This window comes from Bilifractor sp. HCP3S3_D3 (genome assembly GCF_052063915.1).
GTDB lineage: Bacteria > Bacillota > Clostridia > Lachnospirales > Lachnospiraceae > Bilifractor.
The window spans coordinates 110,436-129,721 of record NZ_JBQHWP010000009.1 but is presented as its reverse complement, the minus strand read 5'-3'; the positions used below and the strand labels follow the sequence as shown (position 1 = coordinate 129,721).

Below are 19,286 nucleotides of genomic sequence, written 5' to 3'. Positions count from 1 at the left end.
TGCAGGGAAAACAGAGAAAAATGCAAGATGAAACGGTCATACCCATACAGAAAAGAGTACCAGACGAAACAAGCATATCCAGACAGAAAAGAGTGCCAGACGTAGCGGTCATACCCAGACAGAAACGTATGCAAGACATTACGGTCATATCCGGACAGAGAAGTATACATGACGAGACAGGAATACAAAAGCAGAAACTTTCACGAAAGAAACCAGGCATGAACAGGCTTATGACAAGGATGCGAAACGTGAAGCATAACGCTGTGAACAGTGCCGGACAAAGGGGCAGTTTTGGAGGCTCCGTGCGGGTGAAGCTTGGTTCAAAGGCGGGCGAAAGTCTGACAGAGACACTGGTAGCGGTTCTGATCGTGTCGCTCGCTTCCATTCTTCTGGTTACGATGGTGCAGGCCTCCCGCCGGGTGGTCACGAGATCCGGGTCCGCCTACTCCGGTTACATCAAGGAGCATAATGAGCTGGCGGTTGAAAGCAGCAGCCAGAACAACTCTAAAGAAATAACCCTCACGCCAGCAGCCAGAGAGAATGACACTAGCCTGCGCGAAATTCATGAAAAGGTTAACGTGCAGACTGAGAAAGACGGAAATACGGTGTTTTTCCCGGCGGACAGCTGAAACAGGGCAGATGCGAAGGATGTTGCAGACTTATATGATTGCCGGGATAGCTGACCAGATGGGATAAACAGGACAGATGCGAGGCATGCCGCAGGCAGATGTGGCTACCGGGAGAGTTGACCGAGCAGAACAAGCAGTGCAGGCAGACGCCGGAAAAGAGCAGAGAGGATCATGAGACGCAGACGAGGTGATTCTATGAACCGTAATAGAATAAAAACAATAAAATCGCGGAAGGGTTTTTCCCTCATGGAGATGCTCGTGACTGTGCTTCTGATGTCTCTGGCAACACTGGCTGTCGTTGCAGGGGTGACAGCCGCGGTACGTACCTACCGGCGCATGACGCTGAAGGCCGAGGCACAGACGCTTCTCGGAACGGCGATCGCTGCAGTGGACGATGATTTTGCCACGGCGGATCTCTCTACACTGAATTTCGGGTCTGATGGAGCTGATGTATCCTTCTTTTCCGGAAATCGCGGATATGAGGTACATATCCATAATGAAGGGGACACCATATATATGACCGACGCTCAGAGCAGTTCATCCGATCCCTCCGCAAGCGGGTCGTCTTCTGCGACCGGCGCGATTCCAATTGTCACAACAAAGACGAGAACACAGAACCTGAAGCTTCAGATCAAGGATATTTCGATTACACCGTCCGCAGCGGAGGCTTCCGGAGGCAATGTGCCGGGCGGCGATTCAGAGACAAAGTTTTCGAATTCGAACCCGTATTTCACGTATACGATCTCGGTTCTGCACGGGGACGAGAATACTGTAGTGGAGTCGGAAACGGTAAAGACCGCAGTAATCGCAGGCTATCCGGCAGCGGCAGACAGCAGGGCGAGTACGGGAAACTAATAGGGACAGACAGCAGGGTGAGTACGGGAAACTAATAGGGCAGATAGCAGAGAGAATACGGGAAACTGAATCAGCCCGGATCTCAGAAAAGGTGCGCATATGGTGACACAAGCCGATATGCGAATACATGGTTCGCATATGGCGACACAAGCCTGCATGCGGATACAGGGAACGAAATCAGACCAGATATCAGAGCGGATTTTTAACATCGGGGATGACAGAACATGAGAAATAATGATTTTCCAGATGATCAGAAGCATAGAGAAGAAGAGGCGGACAAGATCTGCCTGAACAAAAGGAAGACAGCCCGGGACAGAGCCCGGAGAGGATTTACGCTGGCAGAGATGCTGCTTACCGTTGCAATTATCGGCATTCTGGCAGCGTTTGCCTTTGTCGCGGTCATCCGCTATCAGAAGTCCCTTAAGCAGACCGAGCTCGATGACACCGCGCGGGAGATTTTTGTCGCAGCGCAGAATCACATGACCGTAGCAAGGGCAAGCGGAAACTGGGATACCTATGTTGCGGAAGCGGAAAGTCAGACAGGTGGAGGTTCTGACCGGCTTGGCAAGGCAATGGGAGCCGTTGCAGGTGGCACGGGCGGGCCGTCTGACTATGATGGAAGCATTGGCTCATGGGATTCTTCCTGGGCGGATGGAACACTTGGGAAAGATGAAAAGCACGATTTCCGGTATGTGACGGTCAGTGCTGACGGCAAGAGCGATCCCCGTATTCTGTCCATGATTCTCCCGGACGACTCCATCGATGAGACACTCCGCGGAAACGGAAACATTCTCATTGAATACGATGCGGAGACGGCAACGGTCTACGGTGTGTGGTACTGTAAGCCCGCGGACCTGAAGAAGGCGAGTACAGGCAGCACTTCCATTGCTGATACAACGGCTTATAACAATAAAAACCGTACCAGCAAATCTGCCCGCATGAAGAGCAACCCGATGGTGGGCTATTATGGCGGTGCGGCATCAGCGGCGAAAGAAGGAGAGTCAGAGAATGACAATATCAGCGCCATCATTGAGAATGATGACCGTCTGATGCTCGAAGTCGCTGTGCCGGAGCAGAAAGAATCTGACTCTGCAGCTTCACAGAGAGCTTATACGGTTAAAGCGACTGTGACCGGACAGACAAGCGGAAACTCCAGGGAAATCAGCCTGGGAACATCCAAGGGTATTGCCAGTGGCAGCACTACGAATCTTATGGGTGGAAGTGGACTGAACGGAGTGATTCAACGGGGCAGTGGAAGTAGCAATAAATACCGTTTGTATTATTACACCCTGGACAGTGTGACCGACGGGGCAGATGGTCATTTTGCCAGTCAGTTCTGCAACTCTGCATCTGCGAATGAGAAGCCACTTATCCCCGGAGAAAACCTCACAATTACCGTCCGCCTGGTTTATGGCGATGAGACGGAAAAATCCGATGCAGAGAAGAAAGATACTTTGTCGGCTGACGGAGCTGGAAAATCTGTGACGCTGTCCTGCAACAGCCTTTTTGCAAATGGTTCAAACAGCGGAGGTGACAAGGGCACTGCTCGAATCGCCTATGGGCGTCATCTGCAGAACCTGAGCACGGTTGTTTCCGGCGTAAACTTCACTGGAAGTACCGGGGCGCAGGTTTCGGGTTCCCGGTCTGGTTCGGCTGTCATCACAAAAGCAAAAATGCTGAATGACCTCGACTGGTCAAACATGACAATTCGTTTTCTGAGTGAAAAAGCGATGAAACGGACTACGGGCAGTACATCAGCAGGCGGCGGAGCGGGAACAGCTTCATACTCTGTGTCTTCCTATAATAATACATGGAATACGGCTGTGGGTGCCGCGCTTATGGCTGCCGGAAATTTCTACAGCATCTCGGATTCTGCCCTGACGGAATTCAATGGAAACGGATTTGCGATCTCCAATCTTCAGATCGGAGCGGCTTCTGCAACTGCCGGTTCGGGCACGGGCACTCCGGACAAGACCGGTTCCGGCCCCAAAACGACCACTCCTGAGGAAATGAATAAATCTGAAGGAAGTACCTGTGCAGGTCTCTTCGGCTATATCGATGCCGGAACAACAGGCGGAAACACAATGACAATCCAGCGGCTGACGCTGAAGAATCCGACGGCTGAAAAGGCTGCCTATGCCGGATTTGTGGTTGGAAAGACAAATCGGGAGACCAAGATTCAGAATGTAACCGTAACAGGAGATACTGCGCTTAGCCTCACGGCGGATCAGGCGGCAGGGGGCATCCTGGGAGAGGCGGCAAATTCCAGTACCAGCATCCTTTATGCAAAAGTTTTGTCCGGGAAGACGCTGACAATTGCCGCAAATTCGGGCAACGATTCGAATACTGCTAAAAATAACGGTTCAAATAGTGCAAATTCCAATAATAACGCAAATGCAGGGGGAATCCTCGGCTGTCAGATTGGAGGCGGAACAGGGACAGAAGGCACCTGGACGGGTCTGCGCATGGAGAACTGCACAGTTTCGGTATCCGGGAAAGCAAACAGCACTTCAGCGAATGCTGGCAATGCAGATAATAGCAAAAAATATCTGAAAATCACCGGAGCTTACTCTGCAGGAGGAGTTCTCGGCTATTGTGCAGCAGGCGAACCTGGAAGCACGTCAGAAGGTAATTCCGGAAACAATACCAACTATGCAGGATCTGTAACAATTAAGAACTGCAACGTATTCGGCGTGGGAAACCAGGATCTTATCTCCGCGAAAAAAGTTGCGGGCGGGCTTGCCGCATATATCAGCAGCAAAGGAAATCTTGATGTCGAGAACGATGCAGTATCCATGTATGTCGCGGATTCTGATACACAGGGGGAAAGTGCGGGTACGGCCGGTGATGGCTTCGGCGGACTCATCGGATACCTGAACAGTTCGGCCGGTGGAAGCCAGATATCGAAATGCTATGTCGGCGGAAGGACAGCGGAAGGAGCTTACAACGAAACCGTAAATAACAATTCAACGCAGGGACGTTACAACATCCGCGGAAATGGCTATGTCGGAGGCTTCATCGGACAGATAGCAGGAAGCAATGCTCTGAGTGTCGAGAATTGCTTCACAACAGCATCTGCATATTCCGGGACCACCGCAAATTCAGGTAACGATAGTGACTCGGAGAATGCCGCCGAGGCCGGAAGCTTTATCGCCAACAGCACAAATGAGAACTTGTCGGTTAAGTCCTGTTATTCAACAGGACTTACGAACGGAACAGTGTTCGTGGGTGGAAGTGTCAGCAACGGAGGTAATAATTCACCGAAGAATTATTATCTGGCCGGGGTGAACAAGTCGGATCTCACCGGGGCAGGCGTAAAGAAAGCAAACGTCAACGATGCCGGTACTCCTTTTGCAAAACAGACTTCTTCAGTAGATACAAATAGATATGATTCAAGTCTTAAGGGAAAATACCCGTATCAGATGATCTCCGGACAGTCGGTGTATTATGGCGACTGGGTCGTTACGAAGGCACAGGACCTTGATGGCAGTTTCGGAATTCTGTACTACGAGATTGTGCAGCATGGAACCGGAAGCGAAGCAGCAAAAAATAAGAGCGTATATTATCATGGGTATATAGGGAATGCGGTTGCCGGAGAAGACAAGACCAATGACTCTTATCGGGAAGTCAACACCCTCAAAACCTTAAGTAATGAGCAGTTTCCGGGTGCATTAAACAATCATGGTCTATTAATGTCGGAAAATGGCGGAGACTATGTCACGGAAGATGGTTATATTCTGCTTGTGTCAGATCAATACAGTGCTAACGATGTTGTTATAGGTTGGGGAAATAGTTTTAGTAGAATAAAGGTAGGAGATTTAGATAAGACAATATTTATGCCATATGATGAATTGGCAGATAAGCTACAAATTACTGGATATCATATATATTTTGTCAATACATCATCGCTAGAAAAGTCGATACAAAATCAATCTAGAGAATTAATTTTTTACACGCAAAATTCTGATACTGAAAACAATAGCATTTGGAATTGGACCAAAAAGGTAAGTTTTTCTTTTGTACCTTGTTTCGCTGATTGTGTCACAAAAGCAACAAATAATTTGGACAATTATGAAATACGAAGTGCGCGTCAGTTGCAAGTATTATTTGGCGATCTTAATGGTGGAAAGTATTTGGGAACTGACAGTTCTGGTGGGGCTACTGTAATACAGTCGATGGATATTTCATTTGATAATAATAAAGTGAAATTTACAGAACCAGAATATGAATCAAATCAAAATGCTGCAGTTTCAAAGCTTACAAGTTATTCCTCAGTTACTCTTTCTGGGTTAAATGGCAAGTATTTGGGGAAAAGTAGAGAAGATAACGGCTCATATAAGCTTGATTGCCTTACAGGAAAATTAATAGATACTATTTCTTATAACACGTCGGAGTTAGGAAATCTTCAATTAACTAATATGGTTGCTGAGTCTGTGGTTGGAGACAATAATGGAAACGTGAAAAATCTTACAATTTCAGGTTCTAATTTCTCAAAATCTGTTTTGGTTTCGGGTAGTAATAAAGGAATGATTTCTAATTGCTCATTAGATGATGTTTCAACAGAAGGTGATGGCGTAGTAACAACAAACTATGGTACAATTTCAAACATAAGAGTGGAAAATGCTACAATAACGGGAAACGGAATCGCAACAAATAGTATAAATGGCAATAATGGTATACAGGCGAAAATTAATGATTGTACAATCATTAATACAAAAATAGAAAAAAATGGTATTGCTCAGGATAATAATCAGGAAATATCAAAAGTTAACATTCAAAAATCTTCTATTGGGAAAAACGGAATAGTAAATCAGAATAATTCGGGTGGAACGATATCAAATAGTAAAATATATGATTCGGAAATATCTGGGAATGGAGTTGCATATTCAAATAACGGTATAATTGGTGCCGAGAATGGAGAAGAAAGTAAAGGGGTTGATCTACAGTTCGTTACGATAGGGGCTAATGGTTTTGTTTATGAAAACAAAAATTCTATATTCAATAGCAACGTGATCAATGCACAAATTGGTGAGAATGGATTTGTAAACATTAACTCGAAGACAATTAACAATTGTCAGTTATATTCAGATAACGAGTCTTATATTGAATATGAAAAAAAACATGATGAAAATACACAATACTTCAAGCCCAAATCTTCCACTGTTGATGACGAAAATACGGTTTCAATGGGGTATAACCTGTTGGTTTGCGGATTGAAATATACTGATGGGACTACATCAGATGGTATGTCACATACTGAAAGTGAAGATGCAGCCGGTTTTGTAAAAAATAATCAAGATAGTAGTAGCAAAATCACTTCCTGCAGTTATTCAGGAAAGGTATATGGAAATAAAACTGCGGCGGGATTTTTCATAAATAATTCCGGAGTAATTGAGAATAGCTATGCTAATGCGCTGGTAACTGCTTCAGAAACTGTGGCTGGTTTTGGATATTTGTGTAACAATGGAGCAGTAAATACTTGTCATAGCCTTGGGATGTTACTTGGTGCAAAACAGGGCGCTGGTTTCATTTATGATTTTCAAGCAACGGGATGGCCTGCAAGCTTGACAAATGATTATTCAGCAATATGGAAGAGCACTGTTAATAATTTTTCTTTCTTTGATTATTCGTCAAAAGTAATTGAGTGGATGTTAAAAAACGATTCCTATATTAGCAATTGCGCATATCTCACCAGCATTTATTGTGAAAAGAACACGATAAAAGAAAGTGAAAATAATGATTTAATTAAATCTGGAAAAGTTACAGGTTACTCTTACCAGAAATTACAGAAGCTCAATAACACTTACGGAATTAATGCAAGTGAAGCTACGACAAAACCATATTATCAGTACACAAGCACTAATGAAAAGATTTATCCATTCCCAATGCCTGATGAAATGATCGCGTACGGAGACTGGGACTGGAACCAAGCAATCTATTCAATAAAGTTTGATGGAAATGGCGGTACAATTGATGGCAAGCCAATTTACACAATTGATAATATCGATTTTGTTATAGACGTAACCCTGCCCGATTGTACAGCACCAGATAGTAATCGGCAGTTTGTGGGATGGGAGGATCAATCTGGTAAAATTTATCAAGCAGGGGAAAAAGTATCCGGCTTAGCGACTTCAGGTACAGTAACCCTTACCGCCCAATGGAAAATAGATAATGTAACTGACTATGATTATTCAGATAGTGGAGTACAGACATATCCTGCGCCAGCCGATGGTTGGTATAAGCTTGAAGTTTGGGGCGCTGATGGTGGCGATGCAAGATTTGATTCCTCGAATACTGTTACTCCTGCAAAAGGCGGAAAGGGAGGATATGCTGTAAATTATGTTTATCTGACAAAGGACCAGAAGATCGATGTCTATGTGGGAGGTCATGGCCAGGATGCGACAGATAGTAATCTTATGCCAGCTAATGAGGATGAAAATCAAAAGTCGCAAACTCTATCCGGTGGCTGGAATGGCGGCGGAAATGCATACAGTTATTCTAAGAAAAATAGTGCCTTCATAAGTTATTGGCTTTTCGGCTCCGGCGGCGGTGCTTCACATATGGCTCTCCATTCGGAGACCGCTCTGGAGAATACTTTGTCAAATCTGTCAAATTACTCTGGAAATACTGACTCTGTTTTGCTGGTAGCCGGAGGCGGTGGAGGCGCCGGGTTATATGTGAATGTTTTGCGTGATAAGGTTAACCAAAAATACACATCAAGAAATGAAGGCGGATATGGTGGCGGTGAAAGTGGATCAGACGGCAGTGCTAACTCAAATAACATCAATGGTCCATATTCTACCTATGGAACAGGAGGAACTGGAAATACAGGCGGAAGTGTAAATGATGATGATGATAAGTTAAAATCTGGCGTTTTCGGGCTGGGAGGCTCTCCGATTGTAGATACGGATAGTGACAACAATTACTGCCCTGGTGCCGGCGGCGGAGGCGGCTGGTACGGTGGAGGTAGCAGTTATATTGACCCTGCACCACAGGACGGTTCTCTTGCCCAGCACGTTGCACCTTCCGCTGGTGGAGGCTCTGGTTATGTAAAAAGTTCTGGAGACGGATCCTCTATTGAAAACGGTACGACTAGGAACGGAGAAACTTCCGAAGCAAGAGGAAAAGTTCCAACTAATCCTTCTAATAATGGAAATGGCCACTGCCGTATCACATACCTGCCATCATATGGTTTCAATATTACTGAGAAGGACAATCCGCTTAGTCCGGTTGGAAATAACACGATAACGATTTCAAGGAACACTTCAGTTCAGCTCAGTCTCAAAGACGCTCAGAACCAGTATGTCAATGATGCCACCTGGAAAGTTACGGATCAGAATGGTAATGTAATTTCAGGCGATTCGGTTTTATTGCCAGAAACGGGCAGTGTACGTACATTCACGAGCAGTTCTGCCGGGACGTATGTCATCACCGCTACCGGGCCTGAGGAAGTGGTAAGTACTTCTGTCACGATTATGGTGCAGGATGATGTAGATTCAAATGCGATTACAGGAAATGCTGCGCCGGATGCAGGATCTGGGAAAAATAGTGGATCGGCAGCGAATTCGAATGTGGCTGCAAATACCGGAGGAAGTACGGACAGTACAACCGGTGGTGGAACGAGTGCAGGTAGTCAGAAGGGGTCCGGTTCATCATTGGATTCGTCGGGCTCTGCAGACGGGAGTACTTCGAAGAAGGTGGATGAGGATGGTTCGGATGAAAGTATCGTGTCATCCAGCAGTTCATGAGGTGTATTTATAGGATGGATGCAGCAGAAAAGAGCCCGGTTTCCGGGCTCTTGCTGGAGTTGATCGCTGAGTAAAAATGACTTGCTTTTCAGAATTGGTATTTTTACTTCGATTTTTATTTCGTTCCTGAGAATTCCGCATTCAGATGCTCCCGTATTCTTCCCACATAGTACAGGGATCCGAAGGAGCAGATGATTTCATCCTGCTTACAGGTTTTTAATGCTTTGTCTGTGGCTTCTTCGATGGAGCCGCAGGCTTCGGCTGTGTATCCGGCCTCACGGAGTTCACGGGCGAGCTGTTCGGGATCGAGGGCTCTGGGGTTCGGGACGGGTACGGTGTAGAAGTGTTTCGCGAGGGGGCCGACGATATCGATGACCCTGTGGTAGTCTTTGTCTGCGAGGATGCCCATAAGGAAGGTGATTTTCTGACCCGGGAAGTAGCGGGTGAGACTTTCCCGGAGCATTGCGGCGCCTTCCGGATTATGCCCGCCGTCTACGATGACGGCGGGATTTTTGTGCATGAGCTCGAATCTTCCGTGCCATACGGTGTGTTTGAGTCCCTTTCTGACAGAGTCTTCCGTGATCGGATAGCCTTTTTGTCGGAGAATTTCGGCTGCGGCGATCGCCATGGAGGCGTTTGCGCACTGGTAGGAGCCGAGGAGCGGGATGAAGAGATCCCGGATCGTTGTTCCTGATGCTGAGGTGTTATCTGTAGAGATTTCGGGTACTGATGTTTCGGGTACTGATGTTTTGGGTACTGATGTTTCGCTTACTGATGTTTCAGATCCGGAAGATTCGGGAAGAGACATTTCAGATAAAGAGATTTGCGGATCCGCTTCGAGCGTAAGATCAAAGATTTGTCCCTGCAGGGAATATTCCCGCGCTTTGTGGCAGACGTTTACCCGGTGAAGGCGGGCTTTTTTTTCTCTGCATACGGCTTCGAAGACCTGATCGGCCTCCGGCTTCTGGGGATAGAGGAGAACGTCGGTGCCTTCCTTGATGATGCCGGCCTTCTGAAAGGCAATTTCGCGGAGTGTGCGGCCGAGAATCTCAGTGTGGTCCATGCTGATGGTCATGATGACGGCGGCTTCCGGGGAGGGGATGACATTTGTGGCGTCGAGGAGACCGCCCATTCCGGTCTCGAGGACGACGATGTCGCAGTTCTGTTCGTGAAAATAGAGGAACATCACTGCAACCAGAATCTCGAACTGAGTGGGCTGCGGTTTTCCGTCTCTGAGGTTCTGCTGAATCTGTGACGCGACGCGGGTCAGGATTGCCGCGAAGGCTTCCTCGGTGATGTCGTGTCCGTTGATGCGGAACTGCTCGGTGAAATGCTCGATGGCGGGAGAGTTAAAGCTCCCGGTTCGAAGGCCGCTCTCGATGAGAATCTGCGAGAGAAAGGCGGAGGCGGAGCCTTTTCCGTTTGTTCCGGCGATGTGAACGAAGTGGAGTTGCTTCTCCGGATTTCCCAGTGATTCCATCAGCGTCCGCATCGCGCCGAGCTCGTAGGCGACGGTGCCGCTTACCACGTCTTTCGGTGAAAATTTCGGGACGCTGTCGAGATATTCCATTGATTCTCTGAAATTCATCTTGTCTCCTCTATTATTAATCGGGATCTTGTCGGAAACCGGTCTTTTTCTTCAAAATGCCTGACGGAATTCACTATTTCTGTAAAGTGAGATGCATGATTGCGCATCTGTTTTTTTCGTTACGAAGGAGCAAATTCCTCACGATATTTGTGTCTGTTTTTCCAAGTTTCGGAGCATCTGCGCCATGGTCAGATGTGTGACCGGATGGCTCCACCACGGCGCGATTTCTGCCATGGGCCGAAGGACAAAGTCCCGGTTTGCCATGTCGGGGTGCGGGATGTTGAGACGTTCCGTTCCGATGATTTCCTGATCGTAGAAGAGGATATCCACGTCGAGGGTGCGGGGACCCCAGTGGATTTTGCGGACTCTCTGTGCCTCATGTTCAAGGGAGGCGCAGAGATCGAGCAGCTCTTCCGGTGTGAGAAGAGTGCGGATCATGCAGGCACCGTTGAGGAAGGGGTCCTGTTTGGTGTAGCCGTAGGGAGCCGTCTCTATGAAGGAGGAGACCTTCAGGAGACGGTTCTTTTTTTCATTTTTGATACCGTTCACGGCGAGATCGAGCATCGCCTGCCGGTCACCCATATTGGAGCCGAGCGCGAGGAAGGCGGTGTGCCAGCCGCGGTGGATCCGGACGGAGACCTGGTCGAGCGGAAGACTGATGGGTGCCCAGGGCTTATGGATCTCGAGGGTGATTTCCCGGAGAAGACCTTCATATTTTACGAGAAGGTGTTCCGCAAGCTGTTCGGCGCAGGCCTCGATCAGCTGGAAGCGGCGGTCTGTCAGAAAATCGGTGATCTCGTGGCAGACCTCTCCGTAGTTAATGGTGTTCTCGAGATTGTCGGTGAGGCCGGGCTTTCGGATATCGGTGCAGAGCACCGCGGATACGGTAAATTTCTGACCGAGCACAGCTTCCTCTTTGTAGACGCCGTGCTTTGCGAATACCGTTAAATTGTCGATTCGGATTTCGTCATGGCTGGTTGAATGCATCGTTTCTTTTCCTTCTGTTTTTATGTTCGGTTTTTTATCTGTGAGTGAAGCCTCACACGACAAAAGTCACGAGTGTGCGGCAGCGGCGCAAGGCGGTACAGTTAGAGGGTCTGCAGGATCTTTTCCGTCATGCGGATGGCCCGGGCGTTTTCCCTGACATCGTGGACGCGGACGAAGCCGGCGCCTTTCATGACACCGATGACGCTTGTCGCGATGGTTCCTTCCACACGCTCGGACGCGGGAAGATCCAGGGTGAGACCGATCATGGATTTACGGGATGTGCCGAGAAGATACGGGTAGCCGAGATCCTTCAGAAGCTCCAGGTGGTTCATCAGCTTCAGGTTCTGCTCGTAGGATTTGGCAAAGCCGATGCCGGGGTCCAGAATAATCCGGTCATCCGCCACGCCGGCTCTTTTCGCGATTGCGACGGATTCCATGAGATCGTCCAAAACATTCTGCAGATAATCGGTGTAGTCGGTGTTGTCCCGGTTGTGCATCAGGCAGCAGGCGACGCCGGACGAGGCGATAACGGAAGCCATGTCGGGGTCATATTTGCAGCCCCAGATATCGTTGATCAGATCGACGCCCTCCGCAAGACCTGCCCTGGCGACGGCGCTCTTGTAGGTGTCGAGGGAGATCGGGATATCGAAGCGGCTGTGAATTGCCTCGATGACGGGGGCAACGCGGTCAATCTCCTCCTGATCCGGAAGCTTTGTGTAGCCGGGACGGGTGGATTCTCCGCCGACATCGATGATGTCGGCTCCCTCCGCGATCATCTGCTCTGTATGTTTCATGGCCGTGTCCAGGTGATTCCATTTTCCGCCGTCGGAGAAGGAATCCGGTGTGACATTCAGGATTCCCATGATATAGCAGTGCTTGTCCGGCTCAAAGGTGCGTGTGCCGATTTTTATGGTGTGCACTGCTTTGCCGGCGGAAGCTGCCGGGGCTTCGATGGCTTCTGTACGTGGTGTTTCTGATTTGCTCATGATCAAGTACCTCTACTTTCTTTTTGAATGTCTGTTATCTTTCAGGCCCGCGAGACCGGCAAAACCGGGCAGAGGAGCAGGCGGCTGGAACCGTCATATCTCCGGTGTCCGGTTTTTGCGTTCCTCCGGCCAGTTGCAGTCCTTTCGGGCATTACATATATAGCACGGACGGGATTTTTTATCTGCAGCGTACATAATCTGTGCAAATCGTTTTTGGATGGCTTCGGAATATTTTGCCTTTTCCGAAGCAGGGGCCGGATCGCTTCCGGCAGTCAAGGCTGCGTGTAATCTGTGACTGCCGATGGCATATAGGATCAGGCCGGTTTCGGCTGCGGTATAGCCGCAGTCCGCAAGAATCGGGCCGGCGATCTGTACGCCGGCAAGATCATGAGGAGTGCCGTCCTCATACTGGCGTGCTCTTCCGATGTCATGGAGCAGAGCGGCCGCATAGATCAGATCATTTCTTACCGGAAGATTCTCCCGGAGGCAGAGGATCTGCATGATTCTTGCGGTATCGAGAAGGTGCTGCCAGTCGTGACGGCAGAAAACGCGGTCCTTCTCGAGGTGCTGTGTTTTTTCCAGTTCCAGGCGGAACTCCGGGTGCTGCATGATTCTGCGGACACGGTCCGGCTGTTCCGGATGCTGGCTGTTCTCACTGGTGTGTGGGGACATGATTGCCTCCGTTATTTAACTCTGTGTGGTACTGAGTGCTGTCTCCTGCATCAATCAGACTTCCGACATTATTCTGGGGAACTCATAACGATATCCATCAGGATTCAGGTTCTATTTTAGACCCTTTCGTATGATCCTGACAGGCAGCAGGTGACGGATTGCTCAGGTGCGGATCATGGCGAGCACGCGGTCTACAAGAGCGGGATCTTTCTCGAATGCTCCCTTGCAGACATAGGTCATGGTCCGGGTGCCGGGTTTCTTGATCCCGCGCATGGACATGCACAGATGCTCTGCCTCGATGACAACCATGACACCGCGGGCGTCCAGATTTTCCATCACAGCGGCCGCGATCTGATCCGTCAGTTTCTCCTGGATCTGGGCGCGGCGTGCATATGCCTCAACGGTACGGGCAAGCTTACTGAGTCCTGCGACCTTTCCGTTCGGCAGATAAGCGATGTGCACGTTGCCGAAGAAGGGGAGCAGATGATGCTCGCAGACTGAGTAGAAATGAATGTCCTTCTCGAGAACCAGGTTGTCGGCGGGACTGGAGAATGTGACGGAGAGCGCTTTTTTTGCCGCCTCGTCTGTACCCGAAAAAATCTCCTCGCACATCCTCGCGATGCGGTCGGGCGTACCCTTGAGGCCCTCTCTGTCAGGATCCTCGCCAATTCCCTCAAGAAACAGGCGCACAGCCTGTTCCACCTTCACCTTGTCAATCATAATAAGATAAAACCTCCAATTCAATGAAACGCGGGCTGCGTTTTCTCGCTGTTGCAGCCGGCATGACGCATGCGCAGGAGATAAAAAGGCAAAAAAAACAGGACCGCAAGGTTACAGGTCCCGTAATAAAGTCCAGCAACGGGATGGACTGAAATATCGCAGCCATGCATTTCCAGTAGACGCCATGCTCTTACAAGTGCCATATACTGTCTAAGGCCGGCAATTCGTTTCCCACTCATCTCCCGTGCAGTGGAAACACTACGCATTTCAATCCTGCTTTGCCTATGGAACTATATTAGTACAGACTGGGGGTAAAATCAATGATAACCTGCCGGTTTGTGTGATGATAACCCGCCGGTTTGTGTGATGAGTATAACCTGCCGTTTGTATGATGAGAAAAGAACCGGATCCGGCAGGCATACATGACGTACTGAATAAGTTGCAGCTGATATTTTATCCGGCCGCATACATGTACGTTGCAGCTGATATTTTATCCGGCCGCATACATGAGATAGCCGGTAAAGTCGGTGATCAGTGCGGAGGGCTGCCGCTCTTTTGGAGCAGCGAACAGGATTGAGGTCCGCAGTTCTTCCGAGTCGATGGTCATTGTCCGGATTCCGTCGGGAAGTGCGGGCCGGAGTGATTCCGGGAACAGGCACACGGCGCATCCGCTGCTGCACCAGAGCAATGATGTTCTGGCGTCGTCACAGATACTGAAATAATCTGGTGTGAGATGCTGCGCGGTGAATTGTTCATGAATCAGATCATAGTACCTGCGGTAAACTGAGAGCGGATAGCGGGAGAGCTCTGAGAGAGAGATCCTTCCGGAATTTCCGGGAATCGATTCTTCCGGGGAATCTGAAATGGATTCTTCCGGGGATTTAGCGGTTGGGGATTCTGCGGCCGGGAATTCTGCATCTCTTGCCTTTCGCAGGCTCCACTGTGCAGGGAATCCTGCAAGCATCGGTTCGGTGCGAATCAGGCGGCAGTTGAACTCCTCCACGGGAAAGGGGGTCCGGAGAACGGCACCCTCAATCACGCCCGTGTCAAGCAGGTGGCGGAGTTCAAAGGTGGAGCCGTCATACAGCTGGTAGTGGACATCGGGATGGTCTGTTGCAAAACGTTTCAGTACGGGCTGGATGATGGAGACGGTTGTGGATGTCATCCCAAGATACAGCGTCTGCCCCTTGCCGGCCCGAATCGTGTCCCTTGCCGCATTGTCTGCCATTTCGAGGATGCGGGTAACCCGCGTATAAAAAGTATGACCCGCCTTGGTCAGCCGGATGTGGCGGGCGCCTCTTTCAAAGAGCTGAACGCCGAGCTCGTTTTCCAGCATCTTCATCTGATAGCTGACCGGCGGCTGTGCGACATGAAGCCTCCTCGCCGCTTCACTGATGCTGCCCGCGTCTGCAACCGCCTGAAAATATTCCATCTGTTTCAGATCCATGTCCGAGACCTCACTTGCAAATTTCTTTAAATACTATATCACAGCCAGAGTGGAGAAGAAAGAATCACAGTAAATGAAAGGCTTTTCATCACGATGATTTGCATATATACTTGTATAAGGCAAGTCGCAATGTTCCTGGCTCACGGGGAGCTTGCTCATCAGCGGGCCAAGAACATTAGCGACGACAACGACGGTCGCCTGTTAGCGGCACGGAAGCTGCGAATATAGTTTTCAAATGTGGGGGATTATGGTTATGGATGGCGGGAGAAGGAACCGTGACACAAAGCCAGGTGCGCGGCGGGATTCACGGCGGGACATTTCCGGCATGACGGAGGAAGAGATTCGCGCGAGAAAGAGGCGGATGGCGGCGAGACGGCGCCGGCAGGCACAGGTGCGGAGAAGGAAGCAGATACTGGCCTGCTGTGCGGGCGGAGGAGTTTTGCTTGTGGTTATCATCGCTGCGGCGGTTCACGCAGGCGGTCCCTCGAAGAATGGAGGAGGAAAGACTGCATCCGGTGAGACGCTGGAAGCGGTGACCGTCTCCAGTTCGGAAGCTGCGGCGGCAGCATCCGCGAAGATCAAGCCGACAGACCTGAAGATGACTTTTACCGGAGATGTAATCCTCGGGACAGATGAGTATTTTGATTACAGCACCAGCATGAATGCATACTACGACCTCAATGGCCCGGATTATTTTCTGAAGAATGTAAAGGATATCTTCAGCAAGGATGATCTGACCGTTATCAATTTTGAGGGGACACTGACCAACGAGACTGCCAGGGTTGCTAATCAGTTCGCCTTCAAGGCTCCGCCGGAATATGTGAACATCATCAACAAGGAGTCGATTGAGGCCGCAAACGTGGCCAATAATCACAGCCATGATTACGGCGAGAAGAGCTTTACGGATACCGTGAACACGCTGAAGGAAAATCACATTGAGCCTTTTGGCTATGACGATACTGCCGTGATTGAGGTAAAGGGCGTGAAGGTCGGTCTGTTCGGAATCTACGAGCTGGACGAGTATGACGGCGTGGCACCTCAGGTTACCGCAAATATCAACAAGCTGAAAAAGGAAGGTGCAGATGTAATTATCGCCGTTTTCCACTGGGGCAATGAGCTGGAGAGCTGCCCGGATCAGTATCAGGTGAAGCTCGGGCATCAGGCGATCGACGAGGGAGCGGATCTCGTGGTCGGCCATCATCCGCATGTGATACAGGGAATCGAGTACTATAAGGGAAAGACCATCGCTTATTCCCTCGGAAATTTCTGCTTCGGAGGCAATTATCATCCGACCGAAATCGATACGATGATTTTCCAGACAACCATCTCGGTGGACGAAAACGCAAGGATGACAGGTTCTGCAATTAATATCATTCCCTGTCTGGAGTCCACGACCTGGGAGTACAACGATTATGTTCCCACGCCGCTGACAGGGGCGGACGCACAGTCTGTGATTGATAAGCTGGACGAGCGAAGCCAGGAGATCGCGTCCACGTATCAGACGGATACGGTGTATGACAGTACCGACACTTCTGGGGGAAATACTGTGAGTTCAAGCAGTGTCGGATGAATAACTGTGCGTTCAGGCAGGGTCAGACGAGTACATGATCCATGACGCTGATCAAATATTGAACGGATAGTAGAAAAATATAGTAAAAAAATAGCAGAAAAAATTTAGTAGAAAAATATAGTAAAAGGACCCCTGATGAGAACATCAAATCTCGTACAGGGGTCTTTGTTAATTTACGTGTACAAAGGGGAGTATCCGGCAACAGCAAAGTCAGATGCCGCATCCAGCTTCTTTATTTACGTTCACAGGAGCATATCCGGCCTGGCCGCAACGGGGTCAGATACAATATTCAGCTTCTCTCAAACTGCGAATGGTAGAGCCTGCTGTAGAAGCCGTTCTTTGCGAGCAGCTGTTCATGATTGCCCTGCTCGATGATGTGGCCGTCACGCATGACGAGGATTTCATCGGCGTCCCGTATGGTGGAGAGACGGTGCGCGACCACGAAGCTGGTCCGTCCTTTCATCATTTCATCAAAGGCCTTCTGGATACGGATCTCGGTGAGCGTATCGATGGAGGAGGTCGCCTCGTCAAGGATCAGGATCGGTGGGAGGTTCAGCATGACTCTGGCGATGCAGAGGAGCTGCTTCTGACCCGCGGAGAGGTTTCCTCCGTTTTCCTCGATTTCCGTGTCGTAGCCGTTGGGCATGCGGAGGATGAAGCTGTGGGCGTAGGCCTTCTTCGCCGCTGCGACGATTTCCTCATCGGTGGCGTCGGGTCTGCCGTATGCGATGTTCTCCCGGATTGTTCCGGCCTTCAGCCAGGTGTCCTGGAGAACCATTCCGTAGTTGTCGCGGAGACTCAGGCGGCGGATCCTGCGGATATCGGTACCGTCCACGGAAATGGAACCGCTGTTTACGTCGTAGAAACGCATGAGCAGGTTGATGATGGTGGTTTTGCCGCAGCCGGTCGGGCCGACGATGGCAATTCGTCTGCCGGGCGCGACATCCACATTGAGATTTTCGATCAGCGGATGGTCCGGCGTATAGGAGAAGGCGACATTTTTGATCTGAACGGCGCCTTCTGCGTGTTCGATGGAAATGGCGTCCGGATCGTCCGCCGGTTCCGGTTCCTCATCGAGCATCTCAAACACGCGGCTCGCGGATGCGACGGAGTTCTGGAATTCTGTGATCACGTTTGTGATATCGTTGAACGGCTGGCTGTACTGCTTGACATAGGCGAGGAAGCTGGTCAGCTTTCCGATCGTCAGCAGCGAGGAGCCGATGGGCGACAGGAAGCAGAGAAGGCACCCGGCGATGACCACGCCGTTGTAGATCAGGGTGTTGAGAAATCTTGTCGTCGGATTGGTCAGGGACGAGTAGAAGGTGGCTTTCATGCTGTTCTCGCCGAGTTCCCGGCTGCGCTTTTCGAATTCTTTCAGGGCGGCCGCCTCGTGACCGAAGGTCTGGACGACGGTCAGATTCCCGATCATCTCGTTAGTCAGTGTCGTCAGGTTTCCTCTGGATTCCGATTGTTTTTTAAAGAAACGGAAGGAACGGTCGGAGATGAATTTTGCGGCAAAAAATGTCAGCGGCGTCAGAACGGCGACGATGAGCGTGATCAGTGGCTGCAGCGTCAGCATGAAGATAATCGTTCCCACGATGGTTACGATACCGGTGAATAGGTTGGTGAATCCGAGCAGAATTCCATCGGAGAGCTGCTCGACATCTGTGATGACACGGCTGATCAGATCGCCGGTGGGATGCGCGTCAATGTAGGAGAGCGGCAGGCTGTGAATCTTGTGAAAGGCCTCCTTGCGCAGATCCCGCACGATCAGGTACGTGATTTTGTTGTTGATGTGATTCATGGTCCACTGGGCAGCTGCCGTCACTGCGATGCAGATGACGATTCTGCGAATGATGCGGAGCAGAGCCGCGAAATCGACATGTCCCTTTGAGACGATCAGATCCACACCGTTACCGATGAAGATGGGGATCAGCAGGGTCAGAGCGACAGACAGAACGGCCAGGACCAGGGACAGGATCACAAATCCCATGTAGGGCTTCACGTAGCTGATGATCCGCAGGAGAGTGCTCTTCCGCATTGCCTTTTTTGTGTTTTTCGGATCTTTTGTGCTTATCGTCATT

At 49.8% G+C, this 19,286-nt stretch carries 11 protein-coding genes; 4 read left to right on the top strand and 7 right to left on the bottom strand.

The window, feature by feature from the left end; genetic code table 11:
- Window positions 1-248 precede the first annotated feature (248 nt).
- The 3 genes from ACTNDI_RS07260 to ACTNDI_RS07250 all read left to right on the top strand — a co-directional run bounded on the left by ACTNDI_RS07260 (window position 249) and on the right by ACTNDI_RS07250 (window position 9,232).
- Window positions 249-629: a hypothetical protein gene (locus tag ACTNDI_RS07260; RefSeq protein ID WP_441100256.1), complete on the top strand. Its 381-nt coding sequence runs from the start codon at window positions 249-251 to the stop codon at window positions 627-629.
- A gap of 195 nt (window positions 630-824) precedes the next feature.
- Window positions 825-1,484, top strand: a complete 660-nt coding sequence (locus ACTNDI_RS07255; RefSeq protein ID WP_441100254.1) for a PulJ/GspJ family protein — start codon at window positions 825-827, stop codon at window positions 1,482-1,484.
- A 224-nt stretch (window positions 1,485-1,708) separates the two neighbouring features.
- Window positions 1,709-9,232, top strand: coding sequence for a glycine-rich protein (locus ACTNDI_RS07250; protein WP_441100252.1), 7,524 nt, complete (start codon window positions 1,709-1,711; stop codon window positions 9,230-9,232).
- Between the two features lie 115 nt (window positions 9,233-9,347).
- On the opposite strand, the gene ACTNDI_RS07245 is transcribed toward ACTNDI_RS07250, so the two are convergent.
- The 6 genes from ACTNDI_RS07245 to ACTNDI_RS07220 form a co-directional block, all read right to left on the bottom strand.
- A complete protein-coding gene (locus ACTNDI_RS07245; RefSeq protein WP_441100250.1) occupies window positions 9,348-10,820 on the bottom strand; it encodes a bifunctional folylpolyglutamate synthase/dihydrofolate synthase in 1,473 nt (490 codons plus the stop codon).
- Between the two features lie 138 nt (window positions 10,821-10,958).
- Window positions 10,959-11,807 (bottom strand): 2-amino-4-hydroxy-6-hydroxymethyldihydropteridine diphosphokinase, encoded by an 849-nt coding sequence (gene folK / locus ACTNDI_RS07240; protein WP_441100248.1) that lies wholly within the window; start codon window positions 11,805-11,807, stop codon window positions 10,959-10,961.
- Window positions 11,808-11,908: 101 nt separating this feature from the next.
- The gene (folP, locus tag ACTNDI_RS07235) at window positions 11,909-12,718 is read right to left on the bottom strand and encodes a dihydropteroate synthase (protein ID WP_441100276.1); all 810 of its coding nucleotides are present in this window, start codon (window positions 12,716-12,718) and stop codon (window positions 11,909-11,911) included.
- 168 nt (window positions 12,719-12,886) lie between these two features.
- Window positions 12,887-13,465 (bottom strand): HD domain-containing protein, encoded by a 579-nt coding sequence (locus ACTNDI_RS07230; protein WP_441100246.1) that lies wholly within the window; start codon window positions 13,463-13,465, stop codon window positions 12,887-12,889.
- Between the two features lie 162 nt (window positions 13,466-13,627).
- The gene (gene folE, locus ACTNDI_RS07225) at window positions 13,628-14,185 is read right to left on the bottom strand and encodes a GTP cyclohydrolase I FolE (RefSeq protein ID WP_441100245.1); all 558 of its coding nucleotides are present in this window, start codon (window positions 14,183-14,185) and stop codon (window positions 13,628-13,630) included.
- A 490-nt stretch (window positions 14,186-14,675) separates the two neighbouring features.
- Window positions 14,676-15,632 (bottom strand): LysR family transcriptional regulator, encoded by a 957-nt coding sequence (locus tag ACTNDI_RS07220; RefSeq protein WP_441100244.1) that lies wholly within the window; start codon window positions 15,630-15,632, stop codon window positions 14,676-14,678.
- Between the two features lie 253 nt (window positions 15,633-15,885).
- Between ACTNDI_RS07220 and ACTNDI_RS07215 the strand changes: the two genes are divergently transcribed.
- A complete protein-coding gene (locus ACTNDI_RS07215) occupies window positions 15,886-17,202 on the top strand; it encodes a CapA family protein (RefSeq protein ID WP_441100242.1) in 1,317 nt (438 codons plus the stop codon).
- A 289-nt stretch (window positions 17,203-17,491) separates the two neighbouring features.
- Here ACTNDI_RS07215 and ACTNDI_RS07210 read toward each other — a convergent pair whose 3' ends face one another.
- Entirely contained in the window at window positions 17,492-19,285 is a 1,794-nt protein-coding gene (locus ACTNDI_RS07210; RefSeq protein WP_441100240.1) for an ABC transporter ATP-binding protein, read from the bottom strand.
- Between the last annotated feature and the right edge of the window lies 1 nt (window position 19,286).